Here is a 26,843-nt window from a genome sequence, read left to right as displayed (position 1 = left end):
AAATTGTATGCCACATGTTGAAAGATCTAATGTTGTGGGTCTTTTTGGTGGTTCCTTTAATCCACCGCATGCGGGGCATCTTCTTGTTGCAAAAATTGCCATTCGGCGTTTGCATCTTGATCAGTTATGGTGGATGATCACTCCAGGAAATCCTTTAAAGGATTGTACACAGTTGCCCTCTTTAGAGGAGAGAATGCAATTAAGTTTTAAACTTATTGACCATCCAAAAATTCGCTTAACAGGTTTTGAACAGGCTATAGGGAGCAAAGTATCAGTAGATACGATTTTTCATATTCTTACCCATTACAGTGGCGTAAATTTTGTATGGATTATGGGGGCAGATAGTTTTGCGACGATACATCAATGGTATCGATGGCATGATATCGTCTCTATGCTTCCTATTGCGATTATTGATCGTCCTTTAGGCAATCGGTCAGCACTTTCTTCTCCTATGGCACATATTTATCGCCGTTTTCGTTTGGATGAGAGAGAAAGTAAGCGATTACCTTTTATCAAGCCACCAGTTTGGACTTATTTGCATGGACCTTTATCTTTTCAATCTTCAACAAACCTTCGTTTGAAGAAGAATGATTTTTCTTGAACATTTCATAAGATTCTGCTTCTCTTTAGAGAAGTCTCTTTTTTAGATTCCACAACGATAAGAAAGGATATTGATCTGAAAAACGTTGCACACAAACACTCTTACGATATTATGCCTTCAAAAGAAAAAAAAGTTTTTTCTGTTAGTGAGAGTCTTGAAGTTATTCTCAAGAGTTTAGAAGATACAAAAGCAGAAGATATTGTTGCTATTGATATTCGAGGGAAGTCATCTTTGGCTGATTATATGGTCATAGCTTCAGCAAATTCGCAGCGTCATGTATCGTCTGTTGCTGATCATTTATTACATACTTGGAAAGATAGTGGGCAGGGGCTTGCGCGTGTAGAAGGGCTTGCTGGAGGTGACTGGGTATTGATTGATACAGGTGATATTATCACTCATCTTTTTCGTCCAGAAATTCGTCTTTTTTATAATTTAGAAAAAATATGGATGACGCCGGATTTAAACGATACGGCTTTGCTTCTCTTCGGAGATCATTAAAATGCAAATTTCTATTTTTGCGGTTGGTCGTATGAAAAGTGGGGCGGAGCAAAAATTAGTTCAGCATTATTTGGATCGTTTTTCTAAAATTTCTGGAGATGTAGGCTTTCATTTAAAAAAGTTACAAGAGATACCAGAAAGTCGTGCTCACACAGTTTGTCAACGTATGGAGGAAGAGGGGAGAAAACTTATTGAATTTTTACCTGAAAAATGTCGATTAATTGTGTTAGATGAGCGTGGAGAATCGATTTCGTCAATTTCTTTTTCTGAAAAATTGAGGTGTTATCGTGATGAGGGCATTCGAGATGTCGTCATTGCTTTGGGAGGACCTGATGGGCATAATGAACAAATAAAGAAGCGTGCTGATTTTCTTTTATCTTTTGGTTTGATGACGTGGCCACATCAAATTGCACGTATTCTTCTTACAGAACAACTTTACCGCGCTGTAACAATTGAAAATAACCATCCGTATCATCGTTTTTAATATTTTTGTGCAATTTTTAGCACTTATTTATATGTTTATTAATATTGTTTTAGCTGACACCATTTAAAGCATCTCTAATGTATACGATGAGGTGTCATGGTTTTTGCAAATGAAAAAGCTTCTTCATAGAAAGATGCTATATTTATATGAGGAGTGCGTCATATTTGTCATTCTGCTCTTGAGTATGTTTTTTTGCTTTTCTGTATCGCGTGCGGAAGATACAATGAGGAGTACGGAAGTACATAAAGAATTGGGAGAAATTCGCCAAAATATTTCACTTTCGCGTGAGCGTGTTGCTTTTCTTATGCATCAAGTTGAGCATTTAAAAAAAGATCAACGTGTTTTGAGTGATGCACTCATAAAAGCGGCTAAAGAAGAACGTATAGTAGCAGATGATATTGCTAAAAGGGAAGAAAAGCTTAAAAAAATGATAGAAAAGCGGGTACAAGTCTATCAAAGTTTAAAAAATCGTCGTGCTGAATTTGCGGAAGTTCTTGCAATTTTGGAGCGTATGGGATTGAATCCGCCTCCTGCTCTTATGATACAGCCAGAGGACGCGTTGGCTTCTATACGTAGTTCTGTTTTATTAGGTACTGTTATTCCTCAGATGCAGGAGAAAACACGAGATTTAACAGAAAAACTCAAGGAGTTGACCAATTTGAGTAATTCCATTACTACGGAATATAAGGCATTAAAGACAAAACTGCAAAATCAAGCAGAGCAGCGAAAACGTCTAGAGCTTTTATTAGACCAAAAAAACAAACTACAAAAAAAATCAGAAAAAGAACTTACAGAACAGCAACAAAAAAATATTGCTCTTGCTAAAAAAGCGCAGTCTTTGGAAGAATTGATTTTAGAGCTCGATCGTCAGTCAAAACTTAACTCTGATGCATCAGTACAGGTACGGAAAAGTTTGCAATTGTTAGAACAGTCCAATTTTGAAAGCCGAAAAGGTTCTTTACTTTTTCCTGTTTCAGGAAAAAGAATACATCACTCTAACAAAAGTTCGCAGATTACGCGCTTTGGTGAAACGATAGAAACAGAGGCAGGAGCTGTTGTTATATCACCTGTGGATGCTTTTGTTGCTTTTGCAGGGCCATTTCGTTCTTATGGACAGTTAATCATTCTCAATGTTGGAAATGGTTATCATATCATTCTTACTGGAATGTCGAGAATTAATGTAAAACAGGGGCAATTTGTTCTTTCAGGTGAGCCTCTGGGTATAATGGAGATGCAATTTATTTCAAACAGTGTTGCATTGGATATAGGAAAAACTTCTCCAATGCTTTACATTGAGTTTAGAAAGCAGGGAAAACCTGTAAATCCAACTCCTTGGTGGCAGACTGAAAAAATAAGAAGGAGCCAAAATGATTCGTAAAGTTATTCTTTTGGTCGCTGGGGTATTGCTCGGCGCCTGTTCAATGATTATGGTGCAGTCTGTTGCTGCGAATAATGAAGATAATGCATATAAAAAGCTAGCTATATTTGGCGATGTTTTTGAGCGTGTGCGTATGCAATACGTTACAGTTCCAGATGATAAAAAGCTTATTGAAAATGCTATCAATGGCATGCTCACATCACTGGACCCTCATTCATCTTATTTGAATGCTGAAGAAGCCAAGGATATGCGGGATTCTACGAAAGGAGAGTTCGGAGGTCTTGGTATTGAGGTCACTATGGAAAAAAACTTAATTAAAGTTGTTTCACCAATGGATGATACTCCCGCTTCAAAAGCAGGTATTCTAGCAGGAGACCTTATTTCAAAAATTGATGATGTACAAACGAATGGTCAAACATTGAATGAAGCTGTTAATAAGATGCGAGGTGCTCCTGGAACACCAATTACCTTAACAATTATTCGTTCTGGTGTTGATAAGCCATTTGAAGTGAAGATTGTTCGTGATATTATCAAAGTAAAAGCGGTGAAATATCGGGTTGAGGGTGATATTGGATATTTAAGAGTTATCCAGTTTTCTGAGCAGACATTGAATAATCTTCTGGCGGCAATTAAAGATATCCAATCTAAAATTCCTGAAGATAAGCTAAAAGGTTACGTCCTTGATTTGCGGCTTAATCCGGGTGGGCTTTTAGATCAAGCTGTTAATGTTTCGAGTGCTTTTCTCAATAAAGGTGAAATTGTGTCGACTCGTGGGCGCAAAAAGAGTGATGTGACAAGATTTGATGCGAAGCCAGGTGATGTCATCAATGGAAAACCGCTCATTGTCCTTATTAATGGTGGTTCGGCAAGTGCTTCTGAAATTGTTGCGGGTGCATTACAAGATCATCGTCGTGCAACAATTTTAGGGACGCAGTCTTTTGGTAAAGGATCTGTTCAAACAATTATTCCTTTGGGTGAAAATGGGGCTTTACGCTTAACAACAGCACTTTATTACACGCCATCTGGCACTTCTATTCAAGGAACAGGGATCACACCTGATATTATTGTAGAGCAACCACTCCCTGAAAAATATAAGGGTTATGATGTAAAAGTTGGTGAGTCTGCATTAAAAGGACATATCAAAGGAAAACGAGAGAGTAATAAAGGATCTGGTTCAGCTGCTTTTGTTCCCAAAGACCCTAAAGATGATATCCAGTTGAATGAGGCTTATAAATTGTTACGAGGTGAAATGGCAAATGCCGCATTTCCACCAGATCCCAATAAGGATGTGTTAAAGTGAGAATTGATATCTATAGCTTGCGATTTTGAGGAATATTAAATGGATGCAGGTATTAATTTGAAGGTTCTTCCATATCGCAAATGTGTTGGGATTGTTATCTTTAATCATGACGGTAAAGTGTGGGTTGGGCGTCGTTTAATGATGCCCATTCATGCAGATATTGAAATATCTCATCGCTGGCAGCTTCCTCAAGGAGGGATTGATGAAGATGAAAAACCATTAGATGCAGCATATCGTGAACTTTATGAAGAAACGGGTATTCGATCTGTGAAGTTGATTAAAGAAGCACAAAATTGGTTCCATTATGATTTTCCACAAGAACTTATTGGGTGCACATTAACAAATAAATATCGTGGGCAAATACAAAAATGGTTTGCTTTCCAGTTTACAGGAAAGCTTTCTGAAATTGCGATTAATCCGCCACCAGATGGCAATAAAGCGGAATTCGATCAATGGAAATGGATTGATCTAGAAACCCTTCCGTTGATTGCTGTTTCTTTTAAAAAGCACGTTTATACGAAAGTTGTCAGCGAATTTCGAGGTAGCCTTAGACCATTATAAAAGCTATATGATTACGAGAAAGCTTTTTTTATTAAGATGCTTTATATTATAATAAATAATAAACATGTTTCTCTTTTATGTAAAGAACAGGAATATAAAATGAAAAAGTTATTTAATTTACTTATAGTTTTTACTCTCTTGAGTATTTCATCTGTTGCATTTGCAACAAGTTCAAAACCTCCTGCATCAAAAGATGCGGCAGCGACATTGCCAAATGGAGCTTCTTCTTTGACTGAAACCTACGGTTTGTGGACTATTAACTGTGGTATACAAGAAGGGAAAAGAATTTGTTTTATGCACCGTCAAGAAGTGAATGAGCAGGGGCGTGTTGTTGTGGCTATGGGCCTTACTCTCGATGCTGAGGGTGTTGTATCTGGTAATTTAACAGTTCCTTTTGGCATTTTGGTTTCTAAGCCTGTTCGTTTACAAGTTGATGAGGGAAAAGCTGTTATCGAAACCGGTATCCGGACTTGTGTACCAGCAGGTTGTGTGGTTCCTGTCGTTTTTGACAAAAATCACGTAGCAGCTTTACGTTCTGGAAAACAGTTAAAGTTGGCGATGACAATTGCTGCTGCAGGTGAACCAGCTTTGAATGATTTATTTGTTCAGCTAGATGGTTTTAGCAGTGCTCTTAATCGTTTGACTGCTTTGCAGAAATAATTTTAAAACTAAAAGCGGCCTTTAAAAGGCCGTTTTTAGTTTGTTTGTTTTTTATATATTAATAATTAAGACGATGAGATTTAAGATTAATCCTATAAGGGATATTCAGATTTTTTGCCGTTTCTTCTATTGTATGTTCTATTTTTAATTTTGATATTTGTTTTCTAACTGCATCGTCATTAAATAGAGAGATGAAGAATTTAGATGTCTGGTTTTTATTCAAGAAAAAAGAGTATTGAAATATAAAACCATTTTTTGATACACAGACCTGCTTTAATGAAGGTTTTCTATACGCTCTTCTGTTTCCTTGATTGAAAGGGATGACGCATGATTTATGCATTGCTTCGAACGATTGATTTGATTTTTGAGATTTATATTGATATTTTGATCGCTAGTGTCATTTTTTCTTGGCTTTATGTCTTTAATATCATAAATTCACGCAATCGCTTTGTTGTTTTGATAGGAAGCTTTCTAGATCGTCTTACAAATCCCGTTCTAAGCCGTATCCGGAAAATTTTACCAAATTTGGGAACGATTGATATTTCACCTATTGTAGTGTTCATTATTATATATTTTATTCGTACTTTTATGTGGCGCGTTTACGCAAACATGTATGTATAGAAATATTACTTGAGGCGAATACATGTTTTATCAAGTTGATAAAAATAACTTGATTTTGTTTGTATATCTCATTCCCAAATCGTCCGTTGACAAAATAATAGGGATTGAATGTAGGGATGGTGAGAAACAATATCTGGTTATACGCCTTCGTGCTGTTCCTGAAGATGGAAAAGCGAATAAAGCTCTCATTAAATTTCTTGCCAAGCAATGGAGAATACCATCTTCTTCTATTTCTCTGAAAAACGGTGCAATATCTCGCTACAAACAACTTTACTTTTCAACACATTTAGAAGAGCTAAAGCAGATATGGCAATCCTTTAGAGATTGCATCTCGTAGAAAAAATAAAGAATAAAGCCTATTTTTAAATAGGCTTTATTTTATTAAAATCGTTATATTTTTTTATTGCGCTCAACAGCTTGCTTAATTAATTCATGCGCAAAGTTTTTATCACGCCATCCTTCAATTTTAGCCCATTTTCCAGGTTCCAGATCTTTGTAATGCTTGAAGAAATGTTCAATTTGTTTGAGTGTAATCTCGGGTAGATCTGTATAGTCATGAATATTGATATAGCGTTTTGTTAATTTTGTAGTGGGAATGGCAATAATTTTTTCATCTTTACCACCATCATCTTCCATCATTAGAGCTCCGATGGGGCGAACATTGATAACACAACCAGGCATAAGTGGACGGGTATTACAGATAAGGACATCAATAGGATCACCATCATCTGAAAGCGTATGAGGGACAAAACCGTAATTTCCAGGATAAACCATTGATGTATGAAGAAAACGGTCAACAAATAATGCACCAGACTTTTTATCCATCTCATATTTTATTGGTTGCCCACCAAGGGAGACTTCCACAATAACGTTAATATCTTCTGGTGGATTTTTGCCTACGGGTATTTCCTTAATATTCATAGAGACATCCTTTCTGGAATATAGTGAGGCTCAATACAATTAAATATTTTACCAAAGAGATTATGAAATTAACTTGAAATTGATGCACGTGTTTTTTCAAAACGTTTACGTTCATTAGGATCAAGATAGAGTTTGCGGAGACGAATATTTTTAGGGGTTACCTCCACAAGTTCATCATCTTGTATCCACGATAAGGCACGTTCTAATGTCATTTTAATGGGAGGCGTTAACTTTACGGCCTCATCTTTTCCAGAAGCGCGCATATTGGTGAGTTTTTTCCCTTTTAAGACATTGACTTCTAAGTCATTATCTCGTGAGTGGATGCCAATAATCATACCTTGATAGACTTTCACACCCGCATCGATGATCATAGGACCACGATCTTCAAGATTAAAAAGAGCATAAGCGACAGATTCACCGTTGTCATTTGAAATCATAACACCATTAACACGACCAGCAATGTCTCCTTTATAAGGTTCATAAGCATGGAAAAGGCGATTCATAATTGCTGTACCACGTGTGTCCGTTAAAAGTTCAGATTGATAACCAATGAGTCCTCGGGTTGGTGCATAAAAGACAAGGCGGACACGATTACCTCCAGAAGGACGTAATTCCACCATTTCGCCTTTACGTTCAGACATTTTTTGTACAACAGTACCGGAATATTCTTCATCAACATCGATAACAACTTCTTCGATTGGCTCAAGAGTTATTCCATTTTCATCTTTTTGCATAACAACACGTGGGCGTGAAACACTAAGTTCAAATCCTTCACGGCGCATATTTTCAATGAGAACTGCAAGCTGTAATTCTCCTCGTCCTGAAACGTAGAAAGAATCTTTATCGGCTGATTCTTCAATTTTAAGAGCGACATTGCCTTCTGCTTCTTTTAACAATCGGTCACGAATGACACGGCTTGTTACTTTATCGCCTTCAGTTCCAGCAAGGGGACTATCGTTGACGAGAAAACTCATAGTAACAGTAGGAGGATCAATTGGTTGGGCAGTAAGGGGTTCATTGACAGTAGGATCACAGAAAGTATCAGCTACGGTACCTTTTTGCAGACCTGCAATCGCAACAATATCACCAGCACTTCCTTCTTCAATAGGTTGCCGTTCTAAGCCACGAAACGCTAAAATTTTTGAAATACGCCCAGTTTCTAAAAGTTTTCCATCTTGTCCAAGAACTTTGACATTTTGATTGGGTTTTAGACAGCCAGAATGAATCCGCCCTGTAATAATTCGTCCCAAAAACGGATCCGCTTCAAGAATAGTTCCAATCATGCGAAACGGTCCTTCTGCTACACTAGGAGAAGGGACATGCTGCGTCACAAGATCAAATAAAGGACCTAATCCATGATCTTTTGGTCCTTCAGGGGCTTCAGCCATCCATCCATCGCGTCCAGATCCATAAAGAATAGGAAAATCAAGCTGTTCATCGGTTGCATCAAGAGCAGCGAAAAGGTCAAAAACCTCATTAATGACTTCATCAACGCGTGCATCCGGTCGGTCAATTTTATTAATAGCAACAATAGGGCGCAATCCTACTTTCAATGCTTTGCCAACAACAAATTTTGTTTGTGGCATTGGTCCTTCAGCAGCATCAACAAGTACAATGGCTCCATCAACCATATTGAGGATGCGTTCAACTTCTCCACCAAAGTCGGCGTGTCCTGGTGTATCAACAATATTAATTCGAGTATCTTTCCAAACAACAGATGTCACTTTCGCTAGGATTGTAATTCCGCGTTCTTTCTCAATATCGTTTGAATCCATCATACGTTCGCTTGTACGCTGATTATCACGGAAGTTTCCTGATTGCTTGAGAAGTCCGTCTACAAGCGTTGTTTTCCCATGGTCAACGTGGGCAATGATGGCAATGTTACGCAATTGCATAAATTTTCTTCTTTTCGTTTAATGAAATTTCATTTGAGGCAAAGTCTTTACATTCTTTGCCTGACTATTAAAAAACCTTTTACATGTTTTTTTATAGTTTTGGAAGATGGAGGCAATATTTTTATGACAAAACTATTTATCCAAGTCTTTAAGGCTCTATTAAGCTTCAATTGCTGGAGCTTCGTAAAAGGATTTTTATAGTGCGTATGTTCTATTCTCGAGCTAAGAATTATCCAAAAAATCACCGTCAACTTGATTTCTATCAATATGACACAAGGAGTTTATATGAGCTCTTGTAAGAGTAAGTAAGTATAAAGGTAGCCATATTATTGTTGTTGTTTTGCAAAGAGATTAATAAAAATCCGGAATATCTCTCAATCCATAGCCAATTTATTGACAACTGTACAACATTCTTATTCTAAATAAAGCTTTTTCTTATTCTATAACTTGTCAAACAAAATCCAGATCTAATGCAACCGTGTATTTGAGGTAAATATTGAGATGATTAAGAATTTTATAAGAAGTTCTAGCTTTTGTATGCCAGATTGGGGCAAGAGTTATATCTGTTTTATTTATTTATGAACCCGGAATACAGTCTTATTTAGAAAGAATATGAAGGCATCCAAAGAAAATTTCCATCTTTGCCGTTAATCCAATTTATGCTTTCAAAGGCATCTAAAGTAATATCTTTTAAACCATGGAGATAGTGCTTTGCCCCTCACACTTTTGTTAATCGTATTCTCTAATAGGAGCATGCTTTTCATGCCAAACAGAACACTTTAAACAGAATATACTTGTTGTTGCATATTCATGTACTTAAGAGAGATTGCTTAACGTATACTACATCCATTCCATGATAGGCTCATAAATGATATAATATACGCGAATAGTATACTATTAACGCCTTTGTGAAAAAATATAAAACTGTTGAGCATTATCATTATCATTCTTTCTCAGCTGTCAATATTGCGCCAGTTTTTGCTACGAGAAAGAAGATATAAGAAGTATTTTATTTTTTTCTTGAATAGTTTTTAGCCATACACCGATCTCGTTTGTGACTGGCAAGAAGATGACTTTAATCGATTTAATATGAGAAGCTTTATGATGAGGTAAATTTACGTTATTCGGAGCTGTTATTCAAAAAAAATAATAAATTATCTATGGAGCGGTGCGCTAGAAAATAAATAATAAAGCTTATTCTCTTATGGAAAGAATCTTAGGTTACATGACAAGATCTTTCCATAAGTAAGAGTTTTTACTTTACATGTTTAAAGAAGAGTTCCTGACAAAATGAGGGAAGCTACAGAAAAATAGATTATAATGCCCATGACATCTACTAAAGTTGCCACAAAAGGAGCAGAAGCACTTGCTGGATCAAATTTTAAACCTTTAAGAATAAAAGGCAACATAGATCCAGAAAGAGAACCAAAGGTAACGATTCCAACTAAAGCTGTACCCACTGTTGTCGAAATAGCAATCCAATGTTGTCCATAGTCGTAGATACCCAGTTTTTGCCAAAGAGCAATGCGCGTAACACCAATAATTCCTAGTAAGAGACCAAGGGATAGTCCTGTTGGAATTTCACGAATGATCACTTTCCACCAGTCTTTCAACGTGAGTTCACGTAAAGCCAATGCACGGATAATAAGGGATGTAGCTTGTGAGCCGGAATTTCCTCCTGAGCTCATAATGAGAGGTATGAACAGTGTAAGAATAATCGCTTTTTCGAGTTCTGTTTCGAAATGTTGCATAGCGCTTGCTGTTAGCATTTCACCGATAAAGAGTAAAGCGAGCCATCCGCCACGTTTTTTCATCATTTCAGGAAACTTAATTTGCATATAGGGCTTATTAAGCGCTTCCATACCCCCAAATTTATAGGCATCTTCATTCATCTCATCGACCATAGTATCAAGCACGTCATCAACGGTTACAATGCCAATGACATGGTTACTTTCATCAACTACAGGCACAGAGAGAAGATCATGGCGCTGGAAAAGGCGTGCGATATCTTCATGATGTGTGAAGGGCGATATTGTAATGGGCGAGTCATGGGTAGGGACATTAAGAATTAGTTCATCAGGTGAGGCAAGAATAAGGTTACGCAGGGAAACAGCTTTGAGAAGAGTACCTGTTTTAGGGTCAATTACATAGCTGGTATAAACTGTTTCACGTGTTCGCTCGACCTCACGGATGTGATCCAAAGTTTTTTGTATGGTCCAGTTTGAAGGAACGGCTATAAATTCTGTTGTCATCAGTGCCCCTGCTGTATGGTCAGGATAACTGGTGAGTTTTTTAAGTTCAGCGCGCGTTAAGGGGTTAAGCAAGGCATAAAGTCGTGTGCGGGTTTCTTTATCCATTTCTTGAAAGACGTCTGTAGCAGCATCGGCAGACATGCCATCAAGAATTTCAACAGCACGATTTATAGGGAGAAGTTCTAGGATGGCAGCAGGTTGCTCAAGCTCTGGTTTATCAAAAAGTTCGATAACATAATCAAGAGGCAGAAGACTAAGAATAGTTACACGTTCCATGATATCGAGGTCATTTATGATATCAATAGAGTCTGCAAAATGCTGGTTCTTTAACTTTTCAGCAAGAGCTTCAGGAGAAAAATTTTTGAAGTCGAAGGCCGTTTTGATTTCAGTCATGATAAAGTACCTCCTGAAGAGTTGGAGAGTTATAAATCTAGATAATAGATGAGATAAAAACAAAAGTTTATGGAAGATTTAAAAAAAACTCCCCAGCTATATTCCCAATTGTTAATATTTGAAGTAAAGTCAAGGGTGAATTATAAGTTATAAACAAGTTTCTGAATCACTAAAACGAGAATACAGCTTAATTTGAGGATAATATAAAAGCGTAAATGTAAAAATCAGTTCTGATTTTTACCATCATTTCTTTAATGCAGTTTTGTGATTTTCAAAAGAATCTACAGCAATATTTTGTAAAGAGTGGAGATTATGCCTTTCTCCAAGTGTTTTTGTTAATATGCAATTCTATTGTGATGTGTGAGCGAATAATCTTTATTGCTTCAATATAATATGGTTTAAAATGAAAGAACTTTGCGATTTTCAGGTTTTTTATTCAATAGCGTTTTGAAAGGTAGTTTTGAAACTCACGAGATAGTTTTAGTATGTTATCAATTTGTGTCGTAAAGATAATTGTTACAGTTTAAATTTATAATGGAGACATAAAGTATTATGGCAAAAGAAGCAGTGCTGGAGTGGAAGGGATTTTCATGTCTTCCTGATTTTTCTTCTATAAGTGATGAAGATTTTAAACCCGCTTTTGAACAGGCTCTTCAAGAAGCCGAAGAAGAACTAGAGGCGATTGCGATGGTGCAAGAACCACCAACGCTTGAGAATTTTTTACAGCCTTTTGAGCTTTGCGGCAAAGCGCTTGATCGTGTCTGTTCAATATTTTTCTTACGCACCAGTGCTCATACGAATGTATTAATTCAACAGCTAGAGCAAGAGTTCGTTGTAAAACTTTCTCGTTATTCTTCAAAAATGATGATGGATGCGCGGATATTTGCGAAAATAGATATGCTTTATAAACAGTCGCAGCTGGGCACATTTGAGAGTGAAACAACACGTGTTCTTGAATTATGGTGGAAAAAGTTTGTTTGTCATGGGGCAAAACTCGATGAAAAAGCTAAGAAACGGCTTTTGGAAATTAATGAAAGACTTGCTTTTTTAAATGCTACTTTTGGACAAAATGTCTTAAATGATGAAGCTGAATGGATTCTATTTTTAAAACAAACAGACTTATCTGGTTTACCGCAAGATCTCATTGCTTCAATGAAGGAAATTGCGTGTGAAAGAGGCAATGAAGAAGCGTATGCATTAACACTAGCACGTTCGATTGTTGAACCTTTTTTAAAATTCTCTGATCGTCGTGATTTGCGTGAGGTTGCATTCCAAGCTTGGGCTAAACGTGGTGAAAATAATAACAAGAATGATAATAAAACAATTATTGTAGAGATTGTTGCGCTTCGAGATGAGCAGGCTAAATTATTGGGATATAAATCTTTCGCAGATTTGAAGCTCGATAATACTATGGCTAAAAGTGTTGATTCCGTTATGGATTTGCTTATGCCTGTATGGGAGCGCGCAAGAGCGAAAGCTTCTACTGAGCAAATTGACTTACAAAATTTTGCCAACAATCAGGGCTGCAATGAATCTTTAGCTGCTTGGGATTGGCGTTATTATGCTGAAAAACTTCGTACTGAAAAACTTTCTTTCGATAGCGCGGAGATTAAATATTATTTTCAGCTTGATCGTATGATTAAAGCGGCTTTTAGGGTAGCAGAAAAACTCTTTGGCATTACATTTGAAGAAAAAAACGCTGTTACACTTTGGCATCCTGATGCACGTTTGTGGGAAGTAAAAAAGTCTGATGGAAGTCTACTTGGGCATTTTATTGGTGATTATTTTGCGCGTTCTTCAAAACGCTCCGGTGCGTGGATGAGTAGTTTGCAATCACAACATAAATTGGATGGCGGACAAAAGCCTATTATCTACAATGTTTGTAATTTTGCTAAACCGCCCAAAGGAGAAGTTGCTCTTTTATCACTTGATGATGCACGTACGCTTTTCCACGAATTTGGACATGCATTGCATGGTTTGCTTTCTGATGTCACATGGCCATCTGTGTCGGGAACATCTGTTGCACGTGATTTTGTTGAGCTACCTTCTCAACTTTACGAACATTGGTTAACCGTGCCAGAGATATTAAAATCTTATGCTATACATACAAAAACAGGCCATCCTATGCCACAAGAGTTGATAGATAAAGTTTTAGTAGCACAGACATTTAATGCAGGATTTTCTGCCGTTGAATTTATCTCATCAGCTTTAGTGGATATGGCTTTTCATCAAGGCGAAACAGTCACTGATCCAACAGTGTTTGAACGCCAAGAATTAGAAAAGCTGCAAATGCCTGACACAATTATTATGCGTCATCGTCCCCCACATTTTATGCATGTGTTTGCAGGGGATGGTTATGCATCTGGTTACTATTCTTATATGTGGTCGGAAGTTCTTGATGCAGATGCTTTTCAGGCTTTTGAAGAAACGGGAGATGTTTTTAATTCAGAGCTCGCTGATCTTTTAAAGCGTTGTATTTACTCCGCTGGAGGAAGTCGTGATCCAGAGGAGCTTTATAAAGCTTTTCGGGGACGGATGCCTTTACCAGAGGCAATGATTAACAAACGTGGACTATAAGATATAACGGTATGGTTAACACCATGCCGTTTTCATATTATTCGAAAGGTGCAGTTGCGAGTTATGCAAATTTCCTCTTCATTATAGCTCTGTAAACAGAGTTTTTTATCTTATTCGCTTTTTGTTTATAGAGGAAAACAGATTTTGTATTTTAAATAGACATTATGGGAAAGAAAAATCATCAGCTCGATCTTTTTGATGCCCATTTGGTGGAAACCATGATTTTTTTATAAAACTTGACTTTCTTTTGCCTAAAAGGTGAGTGTTTTGTTGTGCCATATCATCGAGGCTCATTGGAAGCTGACGCATAATTTTACTCCGCTCTTGATTCTCTGATTCTTGTATAAGTTTTTGAATAGCTTGATCGGTTGAGTAAGGATTTCCATGAGAAAAGGCATAAAAATTTAAAATATTTTTCAATGGCTTTTCTAAATAAGAGGCAAGTTTTTTCTTTCCTTCAGGGGTGAAATGCATGCCATTATTGGTGCGTAATTTGGTTATTTTCCCATTAATATCATAGCCTGAAAAAGAAAAATTTCCTTCTTCATCACTAAAGCCGCTCCAGATATCGAGAAAATACCCTCCTGCTGTTTCTGTTTCTTGTTGATAGAGCGCATTAAAAATTTTTATTTTTTGTGTCAAAAGATCATTTTCAAAAGAAGGTTGACCTATCCATATCCATGGTTTTCCAGAGGCATGAAGACTTTCAGCAATTTCGATAATTCTTTGTTTGTAGATGCGCATCCATTCTGACTGATCTGTGTTAATCATGTTATGAGAGTCTGTGATGGGTTGATTATCATTTGCACCGATCATCATGATAATAACATCGGGATTATTTTGATCAATGAGTTTAGAAATATTGCCTTGCCAAGAATAATAATCCGTTCGAACTAAGCCGGAAGCTGGTATTGTGTTGTTCATGATAACGATATCGCTATTATTTATAAAAGACTTCTTAAGTGCATCGGCAACAGCAGAAGCTGCAAAATCCCCTATGACAAGAATGCGCTTTGCATTCTCATTTTTTAGCTTTTGTATGTTTTTTTGTGTTACGATCTTTTTTTGCGGCTTGTCTATTTTTTGTTCTATAATTTGCGGTGGCTGCTGTGTCTGTTTGTTTTGTTGTGACAACCATTTGAAGAAGTTCGTTGCTTTACTTGGGGATGGCTGTAAGATCCCCACAATAGAAAGTGAAAACAGCAATAATGTCAAGTATATCAGGCGAAAAGAAGACAAAAATTTAGTCTCCCTTATTGTTTGCGAAGGAGAAAAAGCACTTGAGATGATGGATATCCATTTGCTTTTAGACCGTGACGCAGTTGAAAAGCTTTAATTGCTTTGCGAGAAGCTGTTCCGATTTTTCCATCAACATTCCCTTTATAATAGCCCAGTGCACTTAAGCGAGATTGTAGTTCTTTACATTCCTGGAAAGTAAGAGGTTGAAAAGGTCTTTGCCAATCATTTACCAATCCAGGATGTCCAGCAATGCGATCAGCAAGAAGGCCAACAGCAAACGCATAACGATCTGCATTATTATAATGTTTCAGAACAAAGAAATTTTTTGTGACTAAAAATATAGGTCCTTTTGCTCCATCTGGATATTTTAATATTGCTTGTTCAGCTGATGTAGGAAGAGGGTGCCCATTTGCGTGTTTTACACCTAATTTTTTCCATTGTTCAAAGGAATACCAGCCTTCAGGAAGGTTTTTCCCCTGCGGCACTTTTACCTCTACTCCCCAAATAAGATTAGGTTGCCAGCCATTTTTGTGGAGAAGGTTAGCAGCAGTAGCCAGAGCATCTGGAACAGAGTTCCAGATATCACGCCGTCCATCTTGGTCCATATCAACTGCATAGGCGAGATAACTGCTTGGAATAAATTGTGTATGCCCCAATGCACCGGCCCAAGATCCAGTGAGTTGATAGCGTTTAATTTCGCCACTTTGTAGAATTTTCATAGCAGCAATCAGCTGTGTATATGCATATTTTGCACGTTTTTTATCAGCATAGGCTAAAGTTGCAAGAGAGCGAATGGTATCACGCATTACACTTTTATTGGCTAAAACCTTCCCATAGTTGCTTTCCATTGACCAAATAGCAAGCAGAATATTGCGATCAACACCAAAACGTTTTTCAATTTGAAGAAGCCATTTGTTCCATTTTTGAGTTTGGTGCCGTCCTTCCTCAATTGCAATATCATGGACACGATTATCGAAATAGTTCCATGAAGGAGCAACAAATTCCGGTTGGTATGCGGCGCTTTTTAGAACTTCTGGATCAATGGCATTAACACCTTTAAACGCCATATGAAACGTAGAGGGGGTAATATTGTGAGCAATAGCTATTTTTTTAAATTCTTTAATCCAGTGTTTAAATCCGCTATCAGCATATGAAAGGGATATAAAAAACATAAAAAAAGCAGAAAAAATAACGGCAGAGACAGTGAAAAGAGTTCTCCAAGTTATTGACTTCTCTAAAAAGAGAGTCTTCAATTCTGTTTTTTGCATTTTGAAATCCCCATTAATATTCAATTCATTAGATGTGCAATAACTTTATTTTGTATTTAGTTTAATCGATAATATGATCAAGAAGAGGAAAAAACTGAATAAATAATACGTTTTAATCCTTTCAATAAATTCTCAGACTCTTTTTACATTTTTATTATCCATTATAATGATAATCAAAACAATAAGATATCTTTTTTACCATTTCGTAAAAACATATGATAAATAAAACAAAAAAGTTATATGAATTCATTGAGGAGGGTGAGTGTGCGTAAAATCCGGAAAGCAGTATTCCCAGTAGCAGGTCTTGGGACGCGTTTCCTTCCTGCGACAAAAACGATTCCTAAAGAAATGCTAACAGTTGTTGATAAACCTGTTATTCAATATGTTGTGGATGAGGCGAGGGAAGCTGGTATTGAGCATTTTATTTTTGTGACTGGACGTAACAAAGCAGTCATTGAGGATTATTTTGATGCGCAAGTTGAATTATACACGACACTTGCTGAATGTGGAAAGAAAGAAGATCTTGCACACTTATACCGTTTACAGCCATTACCAGGGTCAACTTCTTTCACTCGGCAACAGCAACCTTTGGGATTAGGGCATGCTCTTTGGTGTGCGCGTGAATTAGTTGCAGGGGAACCTTTTGCTTTATTATTACCCGATATGTTGATACAGGCGAAAAAGGGCTGTCTTTCTGAAATGATGAGCCTTTATGAAAAGGTGGGTGGGGGAAATATTATAGCAGTTCAGGAATGCGATCCTAGAGAAACACATAAATATGGTATTGTTGGGAAAGGCAAACAGATTGCAAATGGTTTTGAAATCACAAAAATGGTAGAGAAACCAGTACAAGGAACGGCACCATCAAATTTGTACATCAATGGACGTTATATTTTGCAGCCAGAAATTTTTAATATTCTTTCTACTCAAGAACGGGGAACAGGAAATGAAATTCAATTAACAGATGCTATGATACGGCTTTCAAATGAGCAAGATTTTTGGGGTTTGCAAGTAAAAGGGCGCACTTTTGATTGCGGTTCTAAAGCTGGTTTTATTGAAGCCAACGTTGCATTTTCTTTGGCACGCGCTGATATGCACAGCCACGTTTCTGCCTCATTGAAAAATTTACTGGAAACCATTAATGTTGAAAAATAATATAGATCTCTCACTTAATTTTATTGATCGAATTTGATTATGATAATACCGTCTCCTCATATGGCTTTGCAGGGTGCTGTTGTATCAGCGCTTAAAACACTTGCCAGTGAAAAGCAGGGGCTTGAAGCCCTTGAAAAAGCTCTTCTGGAAAGTCTTTCTTCTTCTTTTGAAGCGGCTGTTCAAACTATTAGAAATGCTCGTGGACATGTGGTCATTACTGGTCTTGGAAAAAGTGGTCATATAGGGACAAAAATTGCAGCAACCTTAGCCTCAACTGGAACACCTGCCTTTTTTGTTCACGCTGCAGAAGCCAATCATGGTGATCTTGGTATGATTGGATCTGATGATGTTATTCTTGCTTTATCATGGTCTGGTGAAACTCAAGAGTTAAGTGGTATTATGAGTTATGCGGCGCGTTTTCGTATTCCCCTTATTGCGATGACATCAAGTAAGCACTCTGTGTTAGGACGACAAGCTGATATTGTGCTATTATTACCAAAGATAGAAGAGGCTTGCCCCCATGGTTTAGCCCCTACAACTTCAACAATTATGCAATTGGCAATGGGAGATGCATTAGCGGTTTCTCTTTTAGAAATGCGTGGTTTTACCGCAACGGATTTCAAAATATATCATCCTGGTGGTTCTCTTGGTGCAAGCCTTAAATACGTGTGTGATATTATGCATGAGGGTGATAATATTCCTTTGGTAATGCAGGGAACATCTATGACTGAAGCGATGAATGTTTTGGTGGAAAAACATTTTGGTTGTGTTGGTGTTGTGAATCAAGAAGGTGAACTAATCGGAATTGTAACTGATGGCGACCTTGCACGTAACATTCATTTTAATTTATCAAAATTTAATGTTGACGAGGTGATGACCAAAGCTCCTAAAGTTGTAAAGCCAAATACACTTGTTGGTGCAGCAACAGCTTTTATTAATGATCATCAGATTGGTGCATTTTTCGTGGTTGAAGATAAAAAACCGATAGGAATTGTCCATTTTCATGATCTTTTGCGCATTGGCGCTGCTTAGATTAAGCTTCCTTATCAAATAAAATGTTATTTTAGGTTGAAATAGATTGCAGGATACAAAGTTACAATTTTATTGTAGGTGGCTTTACTGATATTTTGTGGAAGAAAATGATTATTTTACGCATTTCATAATGTTTAGAAAATTCTCAGGGTAAAGATTATACCAGCCTCTTTGCGTATTTTAGAGAGGATTTTCTATCAGGAGGAGAACGGATCGCCTCCTGCTTAATGTGTGTGCTCCCTCTGTTCTTAAGAGAGGTTTCCCTTGTACTTTGTTTAAGATTTCCGCTTAAGGAAAAACTGTGCTCCTGTATGTGAGGTGCAGAGAAGTTGTGTGGCGTCATATGACATTGTACAATTGACTCTAGAAATTGTTCCACGGAGAATAGAGCGTATTTCAATTTCTATATTTTGGGCATTGAGATAATTATATGCCCCTTCTGATAGTTTTTCTTCTGTATCTGCTGCACGCGTTTCAAAAACACCATTGTGGAAAGAAGAAATAATACCATTCTCATCAACCCATTTTCCATCAATTCCAGTTGGCATATTTGAATTATAATATTGCGAAAATTTACAGGCACTTAACAGCAAGGCGGTGATTGTAAGACATAAAATATGAAAGGTATGTTTCATTTATTGCACTCTATTTAGATTATTTTCTCTCGAGTTTCTATAACATTATTAAATTACCCCATGAGTCAATATGAAAAATTTAATGAAAATCAATGAAAAAGCAAAAAAATGGAAAAAAATGCCTTAATGTTGTATTTAATTGATAGCTTGATGAAGTTTGTAAGTGAAACACAAGAGGTGAAATATTTCTTATGGTTTACAACAATTTTGATATTAAGCTGCTGAGTAGTCTCAAAGGAGATTATTGACATTATGGTTGGTCCCATTCTTGTTGCGAGTGAAGATTATGGAAGACGTATAGAACTTTCTGCTATGCTGAGAGGTTTTGGTTATCGTGTCATTGAAGCAGAAAATGGTCTCCGTACGATTGATCTTTTACACAGGCGTAAAAACATTGTGCTTGCACTCCTTGATGTCGTTATGAGTGATTTGAGTGTGAGCGATTTGATTAAAATGATTAGAGTTGCTGGTGTTTCTGTTCCTATTGTCGTTATAGCACAACAAGAGAATCAGCATTTACTCCAGAAAGCTTTAACAGCTGGAGCTATTGATTATTGGATCCATCCAGTAACATTATTACGCGTAAGAGTTACTTTGGATATTCTTGCTCTTATTTCTGCCTTGGAGCATGAGGTTCGAGATATTCGGCGAAAAAAAGAGAATCATTTACGGTTTTCTGATCTTTGCGTAAAAAGTAGAGCTATGCAGATAGTGTTAGAACAATCGAGACAAGCAGCAACTTCTTTACAGAATCTTTTGATAGAGGGGGAAGCTGGAACAGGACGTGAGACATTAGCTCGGATTATTCATCATGAGGGATTATTTTCGGAGGGTGTTTTTGTTCGCTTTCAATGTTCAGCCATCGTTGATCCAGAAGAAGAAAATCAGCAGTGGTTTAAAGAATTCCTACCATTGGTTTCTTCTCTTGAAAAAGGGACACTTTGCCTTTGTGATATTGATCGACTTGAGCCCATACAGCAAAAACGGTTTGCTCATTACCTTAAAGAGAGGGAAAGGGATACAAAAGGAGGATTTTTCCCTTTTCGGATCATTGCTATTTCAACATCGCGTTTAAAGGACTTGGTTAATGAGAACTTTTTTTTGCATAGTTTGTTTGAACAATTTTCTCACTTGTCTATTAGCGTCCCTGCTTTACGAGAATTAAGGGATGATTTTCCAGAGATTACACAACGTTTGATTGATCGCATTATCACAGAAACAGGGCGATCACATGTCCATGGTTTAGCAGGCTCTGCTCTTTCCTTGCTTATGCAGTATGATTGGCCTGGCAATAGAAATGAGCTTGAAACCTTTTTATTTCGTGCGATTTTACTCAGTGAAGGACCGTTATTAACTGTTCGAGATTTTCCGCAATTAATGGGAAATTCATTAATGAATGTTCCCAATATCATTGAGGGTAATATACAAGAAGATAATGAACAAGAATCGATAAAATTTTTGAATACTGATGGGCATGTGCGTACTTTTGCAGAGATGGAACATGATATTATAGAGAAAGCGATTAAACATTATAAAGGACATATGAGTGAGATTGCGCGCCGCCTTCATATTGGTCGCTCTACACTTTATAGAAAAATGGAAGAATTGAGAGCAATAAGAAATCAAGAACGAAAGTAAAATTCATAACAAATTTCTCTTCATGACAAGCATGAGTTTCAAAAAAATAGAGTGGATTTTGATAAAGTTCGTGGGGGAAGCTTAAGAAAACAATTATTTATTGTAAAATTTATCTATAGAGGATGATTTTGTAGATTTAAATCAAATATAAATTTTATGTGATTATTTTAATCGTTTGTTTCAATTTATACAATTTTAGTTAAGTTTACATTTATTAAAACAGAGAAGCATTTTTAAAAACTTTTAAATACTACCGCTAAAATTTTTGTATCATCAATATTAAATTTATACTCTCTTAAGCAAGAAGTGGCATTTTATCTGCTATACGATTAAGATAAAGTGATTAGTGTTATCGTTTGCATTACTGATGATGTGATAGTTTAAAATAGAAAGTTTATCCTCTTTGACTCTTTTACAGATTGTTATTGGTTTTGTCCTCTTTTTTTTTATTGCATCTATGTTGGCAATCTACACCTATGGGCGTTTTGTGAAAAATGCTAGGGGGCAGTGTTCTTATGCGTTACCTATTCAGAAAGATGAAACTAAGCTTGATCGTATCGTCAGTCAATTAGCTGAGGAAGAAAATGGATTGGGGATTGATAAAGATGCCCTTTCCCTCATTATCAGCAATTTGGATGCGTTTTGTGTTCGTGCAATAGGAGCTGCAGAGGCTGGGCGTAGCCTTGATCTGATGTATTATATTTGGGACGATGATTTAACGGGGCGCCTATTATTAAGTGAAATAGTTGAGGCAGCAGATCGGGGTGTTCGGGTACGGCTTCTTTTGGATGATATTAATGCTCAGGCACGTGATCCAGCTTATATTGCGCTAGATAAACATCCTCATATTGAGGTGAGAATGTTTAATCCAGGGCGATCTCGTAAAGGTGGTTTACGCCGTGGTTTAGAAATTATATTACGGGCAATTACCGTAACACGTAGAATGCATAATAAAGCTTTTATTGTTGATGGCAGGGTCGCTTTTGTAGGAGGACGTAATCTTGCAGATTCTTATTTTGATGCTGGTAAAGAATCCCATTTTCGAGATTTAGATTTGATGTTAATCGGTCCCTCTGTTAAAAAGGTAGAAAGTATCTTTGATGATTTTTGGAATAGTGCTGTTGTTTTGCCAATTCATACTTTGGTTGTTCCTAAAAGCGCAAGTGATCTTAGCTATTGGAAAGATAAATTACGAAAGTTTCGTGATTCCAAGGTTGCAAAAGTTTATTTAGATTATGTCAAAGAGCACATTAACTTTAATTGTTTTATCCAAACAGGAAAGCGGTTATTTTTAGCAGACAAAGTTGTTGTTCTTTCTGACCCTCCAGAAAAAGCATTGCGTAAAAAAGCAAGCAATTGGCTTATGAAGGCACTTTCAAAGGTTATTGGAAATGCCCAAAAAACGGTTCAGATTACGTCACCTTATTTTGTTCCTGGTAAGGTTGGCACGCAGAATTTTAGTAATTTGGTTTCAAAGGGTGTTGATGTCAAAATTCTGACAAATTCTTTAGCAGCTACTGATGTAGCATTAGTGCATGGTGGTTATGTACCGTATCGTAAGGCATTGTTGAAAAGTGGTGTTAATCTTTATGAATTAAAAGCGGAAGGCAATACTCATGGGTTACGATTGTTTCGATCGAGTAAGGCAAGTTTACATGCCAAAGCTTTTTTAATTGATCGTAAAACAGCTTTTATTGGATCTTTAAATTTTGATCCAAGATCAGCATCATTAAATACAGAAATGGGCATTCTTTTTGAATGTGCTCCCATTACAGCAAGATTAGATTTGTTGTTTTCTGAAGAAACCACAGGGGAAATGAGCTATCATCTGCGTCTTGGTGATAATAATCGTATTTATTGGGATTTTATTGAAAATGAAAAAAAATATAGCATTGACTATGATCCAGAAAGCAATTTTTGGCGTCGCGCATTTGCAAAAATAATAAGTTGGTTACCTATTGAATCACAATTGTAAATTTTTATAAACCACACTTAAAAAAATATTTTATTTTTCTTTTCATTTTGTTTGTAGCATGGCATAATTTTTTGCCAATCTACCATGTATGAGAACCGCAGTTGTATTTTAAAGCTCCTTGCGGTGTTTTATTATAAAAGGAATTTTGCTATGGCAAAGATTGTTGAAACGGGGACAGGTGCATTGGCACTGACTTTTGATGATGTACTTTTACAACCCGGTCATTCTCTTGTTATGCCTAGTCAAGTGGATCTCAGTACGCGCATTGCAGCGGATATTAAGCTCAATTTGCCATTGCTTTCTGCGGCAATGGATACGGTAACAGAATCGCGTTTGGCTATTGCGATGGCTCAAGCTGGTGGTCTTGGGGTTATTCATCGTAATATGTCTCCTGCAGAGCAGGCAGAAGAGGTCCGCCAAGTAAAAAAGTTTGAATCTGGTATGGTTGTTAATCCAGTCACCATTGGACCAGATGCAACACTTGAAGAAGCAAAATCTTTGATGCGCTCTCATGGTATTTCCGGTATTCCGGTTGTTGAAAATGGTGCTAAAGGTGAAACTGCTGGACGGCTTGTTGGCATTTTGACAAATAGGGATGTGCGTTTTGCATCGGATCCCAAACAAAAAATTTATGAATTAATGACGCATGAAAATTTAATCACAGTGCGTGAAAATGTTCAACTCAATGAAGCAAAGTATCTTTTACACCATCATCGTATTGAAAAATTATTAGTTGTGGATGAACAGAATCGTTGTGTCGGACTGATAACAGTTAAGGATATTGAAAAAGCAAAATTAAATCCAAACGCTGCCAAAGATTCGCAAGGTCGCTTGCGTGTTGCAGCTGCAAGTAGTGTAGGGGACGATGGGTTTGAGCGGGCTGAACGATTAATTGATGCAGGTGTTGATATTCTAGTGATTGATACTGCACATGGACATTCTCAGCGTGTATTAGACACAGTTGAGCGTATTAAAAAAATGACGTTTTCTCCAGCCATTATTGCTGGTAATGTCGCAACTCCGCAAGCAACACAGGCTTTGATTGACAGTGGTGCGGATGCTATAAAAGTTGGTATTGGTCCTGGTTCTATTTGCACAACGCGAATTGTTGCAGGTGTTGGTGTTCCTCAGCTTGCAGCCATTATGAGTGCGGCAGAAATTGCTGATAAGGTCGGTATTCCCGTTATTGCTGATGGGGGGATAAAAGCTTCGGGTGATTTTGCTAAAGCCTTAGCAGGTGGGGCTTGTGCTGCTATGATTGGCTCTCTTTTAGCGGGTACAGAAGAAAGCCCTGGTGAAGTTTATCTATATCAAGGACGATCCTTTAAAGCTTATCGCGGCATGGGATCTGTTGGTGCTATGGCACGAGGATCGGCAGATCGCTATTTTCAAGATGATGTTCGTGATGAACTTAAGTTGGTTCCTGAGGGTGTAGAGGGGCAGGTGGCTTATAAAGGTCCTATAGCATCAGTTCTACATCAGCTTGCTGGTGGACTTCGTGCTTCGATGGGGTATGTTGGAGCAAAAGATCTTGTAGAGTTTCGTGAAAAAGCAACGTTTGTACGTATTACGAATGCGGGACTCCATGAAAGTCATACGCATGATGTTTCTATCACACGAGAGAGTCCAAATTATCGTGGGCCAGTTTAAAGATACAAGATCCTAATGTCATATTGCATAAATATAAAATCTTCCGAGAATAAGAAAGAGAGACTGCGCTTTTTTCTGTTTGTAATTTGGTGTAATAATCCCAAAAAGGAAAGAATTAGAGGTCAAAACTCTAATTCTTTCTGTTAAGACTATATGAAATAAGTTATATAAAATTAGAATTAACTTTTTGTTGTCTTCCGTCCAGTCTTTGACGCACGTTGGCGAGTGTTTGTCTGATCACTTTGGATGGATTTCTTTCCGTTGTTTGAGGGCATTGTATTATGACGGCTTTTAGACGAAGTTGTTTTTCCATTATTATAAGTCATTATTTTCTCCTTTTAAATTGTCTGGCAGTTGCCATTAGAGTAAAAACGGTCATGCCAAATAGTGGTTCCAAGCATTTTCTAAAAAGTTAATTTTTTGTTGAACGTAAGATGAAATTGTTTAATTTTATGAGAAGACTTTTTCTATTTTTTCAGCAGGATAGCCGTACAAAGATGGGAGATATTTGATTTTTTCGTAATGCATGGCGGAAATAAGTTCTTTATGGATGGCTACGTATCTTTTAGCATAAGAGGTAGAAGGATAAAAAGCGAATGGGCAGAAGATGAAAGGAAAAATCTAGATACTCTAAATTGGATTTTATAAAAAAGTATGATCAGATCATTTTAATATTGAATGTAAATTTTTTATGGCTTTGAGAAGGTTCCATTGGCAAGAAGACGATAATATTATTTTTTTAGATGATTTAAAATTTTATTATTTTAATGGGAGAAATGAATGCGATTAGGTGGGCGTTTGCAAGCAGCAATAGATGTTCTCAAAGAGATAGAAATGAAGCATCGCCCAGTAGGAGCAGCTTTAAAGGATTGGGGGCTTTCTCATCGCTTTGCTGGAGCAGGTGATCGCGCAGCTATTGGTACAATCGTTTATGATGTTTTAAGACGACGTTATTCTTTACAATGGCGTATGGAGAGTGATGATATCCGAGATATCGTTTTTGGTGCCTTATTAGATTATGGAAAAATGACGCTGGAGCAAATTGACGGTGAGTTGGCAGAAGATCGGTTTGCACCACAGTTATTAGGGGCTAAGCAGCGTAAATCGTGGCAAGGTCAGCAATTAGTGGATGCTCCAGACTATATTCGTGGTGATATTCCACAATGGTGTCAAGCACATCTGCGTCCTTTATTTGGTGATAATTGGATCACTGAAGCGGCTGCGTTAGCAACGCGTCCTTCTTTAGACATACGGGTAAATAACCTAAAGGCAACACCAGAAAAGGTGCTGAAAGAATTAGCAAAAACCAAACTTAAATCTTTTCCATGGTTTGGGCAAGCTTTAAGAATTGCACCGATTGAAAAGTTTAATCGTCATCCCAATGTTCAAGTGGAACAAGCTTTTCAAAAAGGACACTTTGAAATACAGGATTTAGGATCTCAAATTGTTGCTCACCTTGTGGACGCGCAAGAGAGCATGCAGGTATTAGATTATTGTGCAGGTGCTGGGGGCAAAACATTAGCTTTAGCTTCCGATATGAACAATCGTGGACAAATTTATGCTTATGATTCCGATAAAGCGCGCTTAGCTCCTATTTTTGATCGTCTTCGACGCGCTGGTGTTCGTAATGTACAAACACGAGCACAAAAAGAAGAATTGAAGCCATTAATAGGCCAGATGGATAGAGTTCTACTAGATGCACCATGTAGTGGGACAGGAATATGGCGTCGTCGTCCAGATGCGAAATGGCGTTTAACATTAGAACAGGTGAAACAACGCCAAACAGAACAGAGGGCTATTTTGAATGAAGCGATAGCTTATCTTAAGCCAAATGGGCGCCTAATCTATATTACCTGTTCTCTTTTTACAGATGAAAATGAGGAACAAATTTCCCATTTCCTTCAACAACATTCTCATTTTTCTCCAATAGATATGCCAGCGCTTTGGCAGAAACATTTTAGTTTTTCTCCTGTGCAACCAGTTTTTTCAAATTATGGACTTACTTTGTCGCCAGCCACAACACAAACAGATGGGTTCTTTTTATCTGTGTTGCAAAAAAAACATTGATCCATATTTTTGCACTTTTTATCATAAACTTTACGAGAATAAT

Annotated in this window: 23 protein-coding genes; 16 read left to right on the top strand and 7 right to left on the bottom strand. The window is 37.2% G+C overall.

What is annotated here, in order from left to right; genetic code table 11:
- Positions 1 to 7: 7 nt before the first annotated feature.
- From ACFILY_RS06160 to ACFILY_RS06120, 9 genes are all read left to right on the top strand, one after another.
- On the top strand, positions 8 to 601 hold the full coding sequence (locus ACFILY_RS06160; RefSeq protein WP_273790637.1) for a nicotinate-nucleotide adenylyltransferase: 594 nt from the start codon (positions 8 to 10) through the stop codon (positions 599 to 601).
- Positions 602 to 712: 111 nt separating this feature from the next.
- Positions 713 to 1,099 carry a ribosome silencing factor gene (gene rsfS / locus ACFILY_RS06155; protein ID WP_273790636.1) on the top strand — a complete coding sequence of 129 codons (387 nt, stop codon included), beginning with the start codon at positions 713 to 715 and terminating at the stop codon, positions 1,097 to 1,099.
- A gap of 1 nt (position 1,100) precedes the next feature.
- Positions 1,101 to 1,583, top strand: a complete 483-nt coding sequence (rlmH, locus tag ACFILY_RS06150; RefSeq protein ID WP_375631100.1) for a 23S rRNA (pseudouridine(1915)-N(3))-methyltransferase RlmH — start codon at positions 1,101 to 1,103, stop codon at positions 1,581 to 1,583.
- A 133-nt stretch (positions 1,584 to 1,716) separates the two neighbouring features.
- Entirely contained in the window at positions 1,717 to 2,961 is a 1,245-nt protein-coding gene (locus ACFILY_RS06145; RefSeq protein WP_273790650.1) for a murein hydrolase activator EnvC, read from the top strand.
- On the top strand, positions 2,951 to 4,261 hold the full coding sequence (locus ACFILY_RS06140) for a S41 family peptidase (protein WP_273790634.1): 1,311 nt from the start codon (positions 2,951 to 2,953) through the stop codon (positions 4,259 to 4,261). The genes ACFILY_RS06145 and ACFILY_RS06140 overlap by 11 nt, the downstream gene beginning before the upstream one ends.
- Before the next feature lie 39 nt (positions 4,262 to 4,300).
- Positions 4,301 to 4,822 carry an RNA pyrophosphohydrolase gene (locus ACFILY_RS06135; protein ID WP_273790633.1) on the top strand — a complete coding sequence of 174 codons (522 nt, stop codon included), beginning with the start codon at positions 4,301 to 4,303 and terminating at the stop codon, positions 4,820 to 4,822.
- Positions 4,823 to 4,921: 99 nt separating this feature from the next.
- Positions 4,922 to 5,482, top strand: coding sequence for an invasion associated locus B family protein (locus ACFILY_RS06130; RefSeq protein WP_273790632.1), 561 nt, complete (start codon positions 4,922 to 4,924; stop codon positions 5,480 to 5,482).
- Between the two features lie 327 nt (positions 5,483 to 5,809).
- Positions 5,810 to 6,103 carry a YggT family protein gene (locus ACFILY_RS06125; protein ID WP_273790631.1) on the top strand — a complete coding sequence of 98 codons (294 nt, stop codon included), beginning with the start codon at positions 5,810 to 5,812 and terminating at the stop codon, positions 6,101 to 6,103.
- A 22-nt stretch (positions 6,104 to 6,125) separates the two neighbouring features.
- Positions 6,126 to 6,440, top strand: coding sequence for a DUF167 domain-containing protein (locus ACFILY_RS06120; protein ID WP_273790630.1), 315 nt, complete (start codon positions 6,126 to 6,128; stop codon positions 6,438 to 6,440).
- Between the two features lie 53 nt (positions 6,441 to 6,493).
- Here the strand turns inward: ACFILY_RS06120 and ppa are convergent, their stop codons facing one another.
- The 3 genes from ppa to mgtE all read right to left on the bottom strand — a co-directional run bounded on the left by ppa (position 6,494) and on the right by mgtE (position 11,564).
- Positions 6,494 to 7,024, bottom strand: a complete 531-nt coding sequence (gene ppa / locus ACFILY_RS06115; RefSeq protein ID WP_273790629.1) for an inorganic diphosphatase — start codon at positions 7,022 to 7,024, stop codon at positions 6,494 to 6,496.
- Between the two features lie 68 nt (positions 7,025 to 7,092).
- The gene (typA, locus tag ACFILY_RS06110; RefSeq protein ID WP_273790628.1) at positions 7,093 to 8,919 is read right to left on the bottom strand and encodes a translational GTPase TypA; all 1,827 of its coding nucleotides are present in this window, start codon (positions 8,917 to 8,919) and stop codon (positions 7,093 to 7,095) included.
- Between the two features lie 1,268 nt (positions 8,920 to 10,187).
- Entirely contained in the window at positions 10,188 to 11,564 is a 1,377-nt protein-coding gene (gene mgtE / locus ACFILY_RS06105; protein ID WP_375637588.1) for a magnesium transporter, read from the bottom strand.
- A 552-nt stretch (positions 11,565 to 12,116) separates the two neighbouring features.
- On the opposite strand from mgtE, the gene ACFILY_RS06100 reads away from it, so the two are divergent.
- Positions 12,117 to 14,141 carry a M3 family metallopeptidase gene (locus tag ACFILY_RS06100; RefSeq protein WP_273790626.1) on the top strand — a complete coding sequence of 675 codons (2,025 nt, stop codon included), beginning with the start codon at positions 12,117 to 12,119 and terminating at the stop codon, positions 14,139 to 14,141.
- Positions 14,142 to 14,303: 162 nt separating this feature from the next.
- Here the strand turns inward: ACFILY_RS06100 and ACFILY_RS06095 are convergent, their stop codons facing one another.
- Together ACFILY_RS06095 and ACFILY_RS06090 are read right to left on the bottom strand one after the other, a co-directional pair.
- The gene (locus ACFILY_RS06095) at positions 14,304 to 15,380 is read right to left on the bottom strand and encodes an SGNH family hydrolase (protein ID WP_375637589.1); all 1,077 of its coding nucleotides are present in this window, start codon (positions 15,378 to 15,380) and stop codon (positions 14,304 to 14,306) included.
- Between the two features lie 14 nt (positions 15,381 to 15,394).
- On the bottom strand, positions 15,395 to 16,648 hold the full coding sequence (locus tag ACFILY_RS06090; protein ID WP_375637590.1) for a lytic murein transglycosylase: 1,254 nt from the start codon (positions 16,646 to 16,648) through the stop codon (positions 15,395 to 15,397).
- Between the two features lie 264 nt (positions 16,649 to 16,912).
- Between ACFILY_RS06090 and ACFILY_RS06085 the strand changes: the two genes are divergently transcribed.
- Entirely contained in the window at positions 16,913 to 17,803 is an 891-nt protein-coding gene (locus tag ACFILY_RS06085) for a UTP--glucose-1-phosphate uridylyltransferase (protein ID WP_375631096.1), read from the top strand.
- A 39-nt stretch (positions 17,804 to 17,842) separates the two neighbouring features.
- Positions 17,843 to 18,835, top strand: coding sequence for an SIS domain-containing protein (locus tag ACFILY_RS06080; protein WP_273790622.1), 993 nt, complete (start codon positions 17,843 to 17,845; stop codon positions 18,833 to 18,835).
- A gap of 275 nt (positions 18,836 to 19,110) precedes the next feature.
- Here the strand turns inward: ACFILY_RS06080 and ACFILY_RS06075 are convergent, their stop codons facing one another.
- Entirely contained in the window at positions 19,111 to 19,470 is a 360-nt protein-coding gene (locus ACFILY_RS06075; protein WP_375631095.1) for a hypothetical protein, read from the bottom strand.
- Positions 19,471 to 19,722: 252 nt separating this feature from the next.
- Between ACFILY_RS06075 and ACFILY_RS06070 the strand changes: the two genes are divergently transcribed.
- The 3 genes from ACFILY_RS06070 (at position 19,723) to guaB (ending at position 24,733) form a co-directional block, all read left to right on the top strand.
- A complete protein-coding gene (locus tag ACFILY_RS06070; protein WP_375631094.1) occupies positions 19,723 to 21,108 on the top strand; it encodes a sigma-54-dependent transcriptional regulator in 1,386 nt (461 codons plus the stop codon).
- Positions 21,109 to 21,511: 403 nt separating this feature from the next.
- Positions 21,512 to 23,083 (top strand): phospholipase D family protein, encoded by a 1,572-nt coding sequence (locus tag ACFILY_RS06065; protein ID WP_375631093.1) that lies wholly within the window; start codon positions 21,512 to 21,514, stop codon positions 23,081 to 23,083.
- Positions 23,084 to 23,233: 150 nt separating this feature from the next.
- Positions 23,234 to 24,733: an IMP dehydrogenase gene (guaB, locus tag ACFILY_RS06060; protein WP_273790618.1), complete on the top strand. Its 1,500-nt coding sequence runs from the start codon at positions 23,234 to 23,236 to the stop codon at positions 24,731 to 24,733.
- 179 nt (positions 24,734 to 24,912) lie between these two features.
- Here guaB and ACFILY_RS06055 read toward each other — a convergent pair whose 3' ends face one another.
- Positions 24,913 to 25,059 (bottom strand): hypothetical protein, encoded by a 147-nt coding sequence (locus ACFILY_RS06055; protein ID WP_375631092.1) that lies wholly within the window; start codon positions 25,057 to 25,059, stop codon positions 24,913 to 24,915.
- A gap of 454 nt (positions 25,060 to 25,513) precedes the next feature.
- Between ACFILY_RS06055 and ACFILY_RS06050 the strand changes: the two genes are divergently transcribed.
- Entirely contained in the window at positions 25,514 to 26,800 is a 1,287-nt protein-coding gene (locus tag ACFILY_RS06050; protein WP_375637591.1) for an RsmB/NOP family class I SAM-dependent RNA methyltransferase, read from the top strand.
- The last annotated feature ends 43 nt before the right edge of the window (positions 26,801 to 26,843 follow it).

Source organism: Bartonella sp. CL25QHWL, assembly GCF_042195335.1.
Classification (GTDB): Bacteria; Pseudomonadota; Alphaproteobacteria; order Rhizobiales; family Rhizobiaceae; genus Bartonella.
Note: the sequence above shows the minus strand (reverse complement) of the source record. Positions and strands in the feature narration are given on the sequence as shown.

Bases quoted from the DNA above. Each gene is read 5' to 3' on its own strand.
- ACFILY_RS06130 (WP_273790632.1), top strand. From the start codon at position 4,922: ATGAAAAAGTTATTTAATTTACTTATAGTTTTTACTCTCTTGAGTATT.
- ppa (WP_273790629.1), bottom strand. From the start codon at position 7,024: ATGAATATTAAGGAAATACCCGTAGGCAAAAATCCACCAGAAGATATT.
- typA (WP_273790628.1), bottom strand. From the start codon at position 8,919: ATGCAATTGCGTAACATTGCCATCATTGCCCACGTTGACCATGGGAAA.
- ACFILY_RS06125 (WP_273790631.1), top strand. From the start codon at position 5,810: ATGATTTATGCATTGCTTCGAACGATTGATTTGATTTTTGAGATTTAT.
- ACFILY_RS06100 (WP_273790626.1), top strand. From the start codon at position 12,117: ATGGCAAAAGAAGCAGTGCTGGAGTGGAAGGGATTTTCATGTCTTCCT.
- ACFILY_RS06080 (WP_273790622.1), top strand. From the start codon at position 17,843: ATGATAATACCGTCTCCTCATATGGCTTTGCAGGGTGCTGTTGTATCA.
- ACFILY_RS06140 (WP_273790634.1), top strand. From the start codon at position 2,951: ATGATTCGTAAAGTTATTCTTTTGGTCGCTGGGGTATTGCTCGGCGCC.
- mgtE (WP_375637588.1), bottom strand. From the start codon at position 11,564: ATGACTGAAATCAAAACGGCCTTCGACTTCAAAAATTTTTCTCCTGAA.
- rlmH (WP_375631100.1), top strand. From the start codon at position 1,101: ATGCAAATTTCTATTTTTGCGGTTGGTCGTATGAAAAGTGGGGCGGAG.
- ACFILY_RS06160 (WP_273790637.1), top strand. From the start codon at position 8: ATGCCACATGTTGAAAGATCTAATGTTGTGGGTCTTTTTGGTGGTTCC.
- ACFILY_RS06050 (WP_375637591.1), top strand. From the start codon at position 25,514: ATGCGATTAGGTGGGCGTTTGCAAGCAGCAATAGATGTTCTCAAAGAG.
- rsfS (WP_273790636.1), top strand. From the start codon at position 713: ATGCCTTCAAAAGAAAAAAAAGTTTTTTCTGTTAGTGAGAGTCTTGAA.
- guaB (WP_273790618.1), top strand. From the start codon at position 23,234: ATGGCAAAGATTGTTGAAACGGGGACAGGTGCATTGGCACTGACTTTT.
- ACFILY_RS06055 (WP_375631092.1), bottom strand. From the start codon at position 25,059: ATGACTTATAATAATGGAAAAACAACTTCGTCTAAAAGCCGTCATAAT.
- ACFILY_RS06145 (WP_273790650.1), top strand. From the start codon at position 1,717: ATGCTATATTTATATGAGGAGTGCGTCATATTTGTCATTCTGCTCTTG.
- ACFILY_RS06135 (WP_273790633.1), top strand. From the start codon at position 4,301: ATGGATGCAGGTATTAATTTGAAGGTTCTTCCATATCGCAAATGTGTT.
- ACFILY_RS06075 (WP_375631095.1), bottom strand. From the start codon at position 19,470: ATGAAACATACCTTTCATATTTTATGTCTTACAATCACCGCCTTGCTG.
- ACFILY_RS06070 (WP_375631094.1), top strand. From the start codon at position 19,723: ATGGTTGGTCCCATTCTTGTTGCGAGTGAAGATTATGGAAGACGTATA.
- ACFILY_RS06120 (WP_273790630.1), top strand. From the start codon at position 6,126: ATGTTTTATCAAGTTGATAAAAATAACTTGATTTTGTTTGTATATCTC.
- ACFILY_RS06090 (WP_375637590.1), bottom strand. From the start codon at position 16,648: ATGCAAAAAACAGAATTGAAGACTCTCTTTTTAGAGAAGTCAATAACT.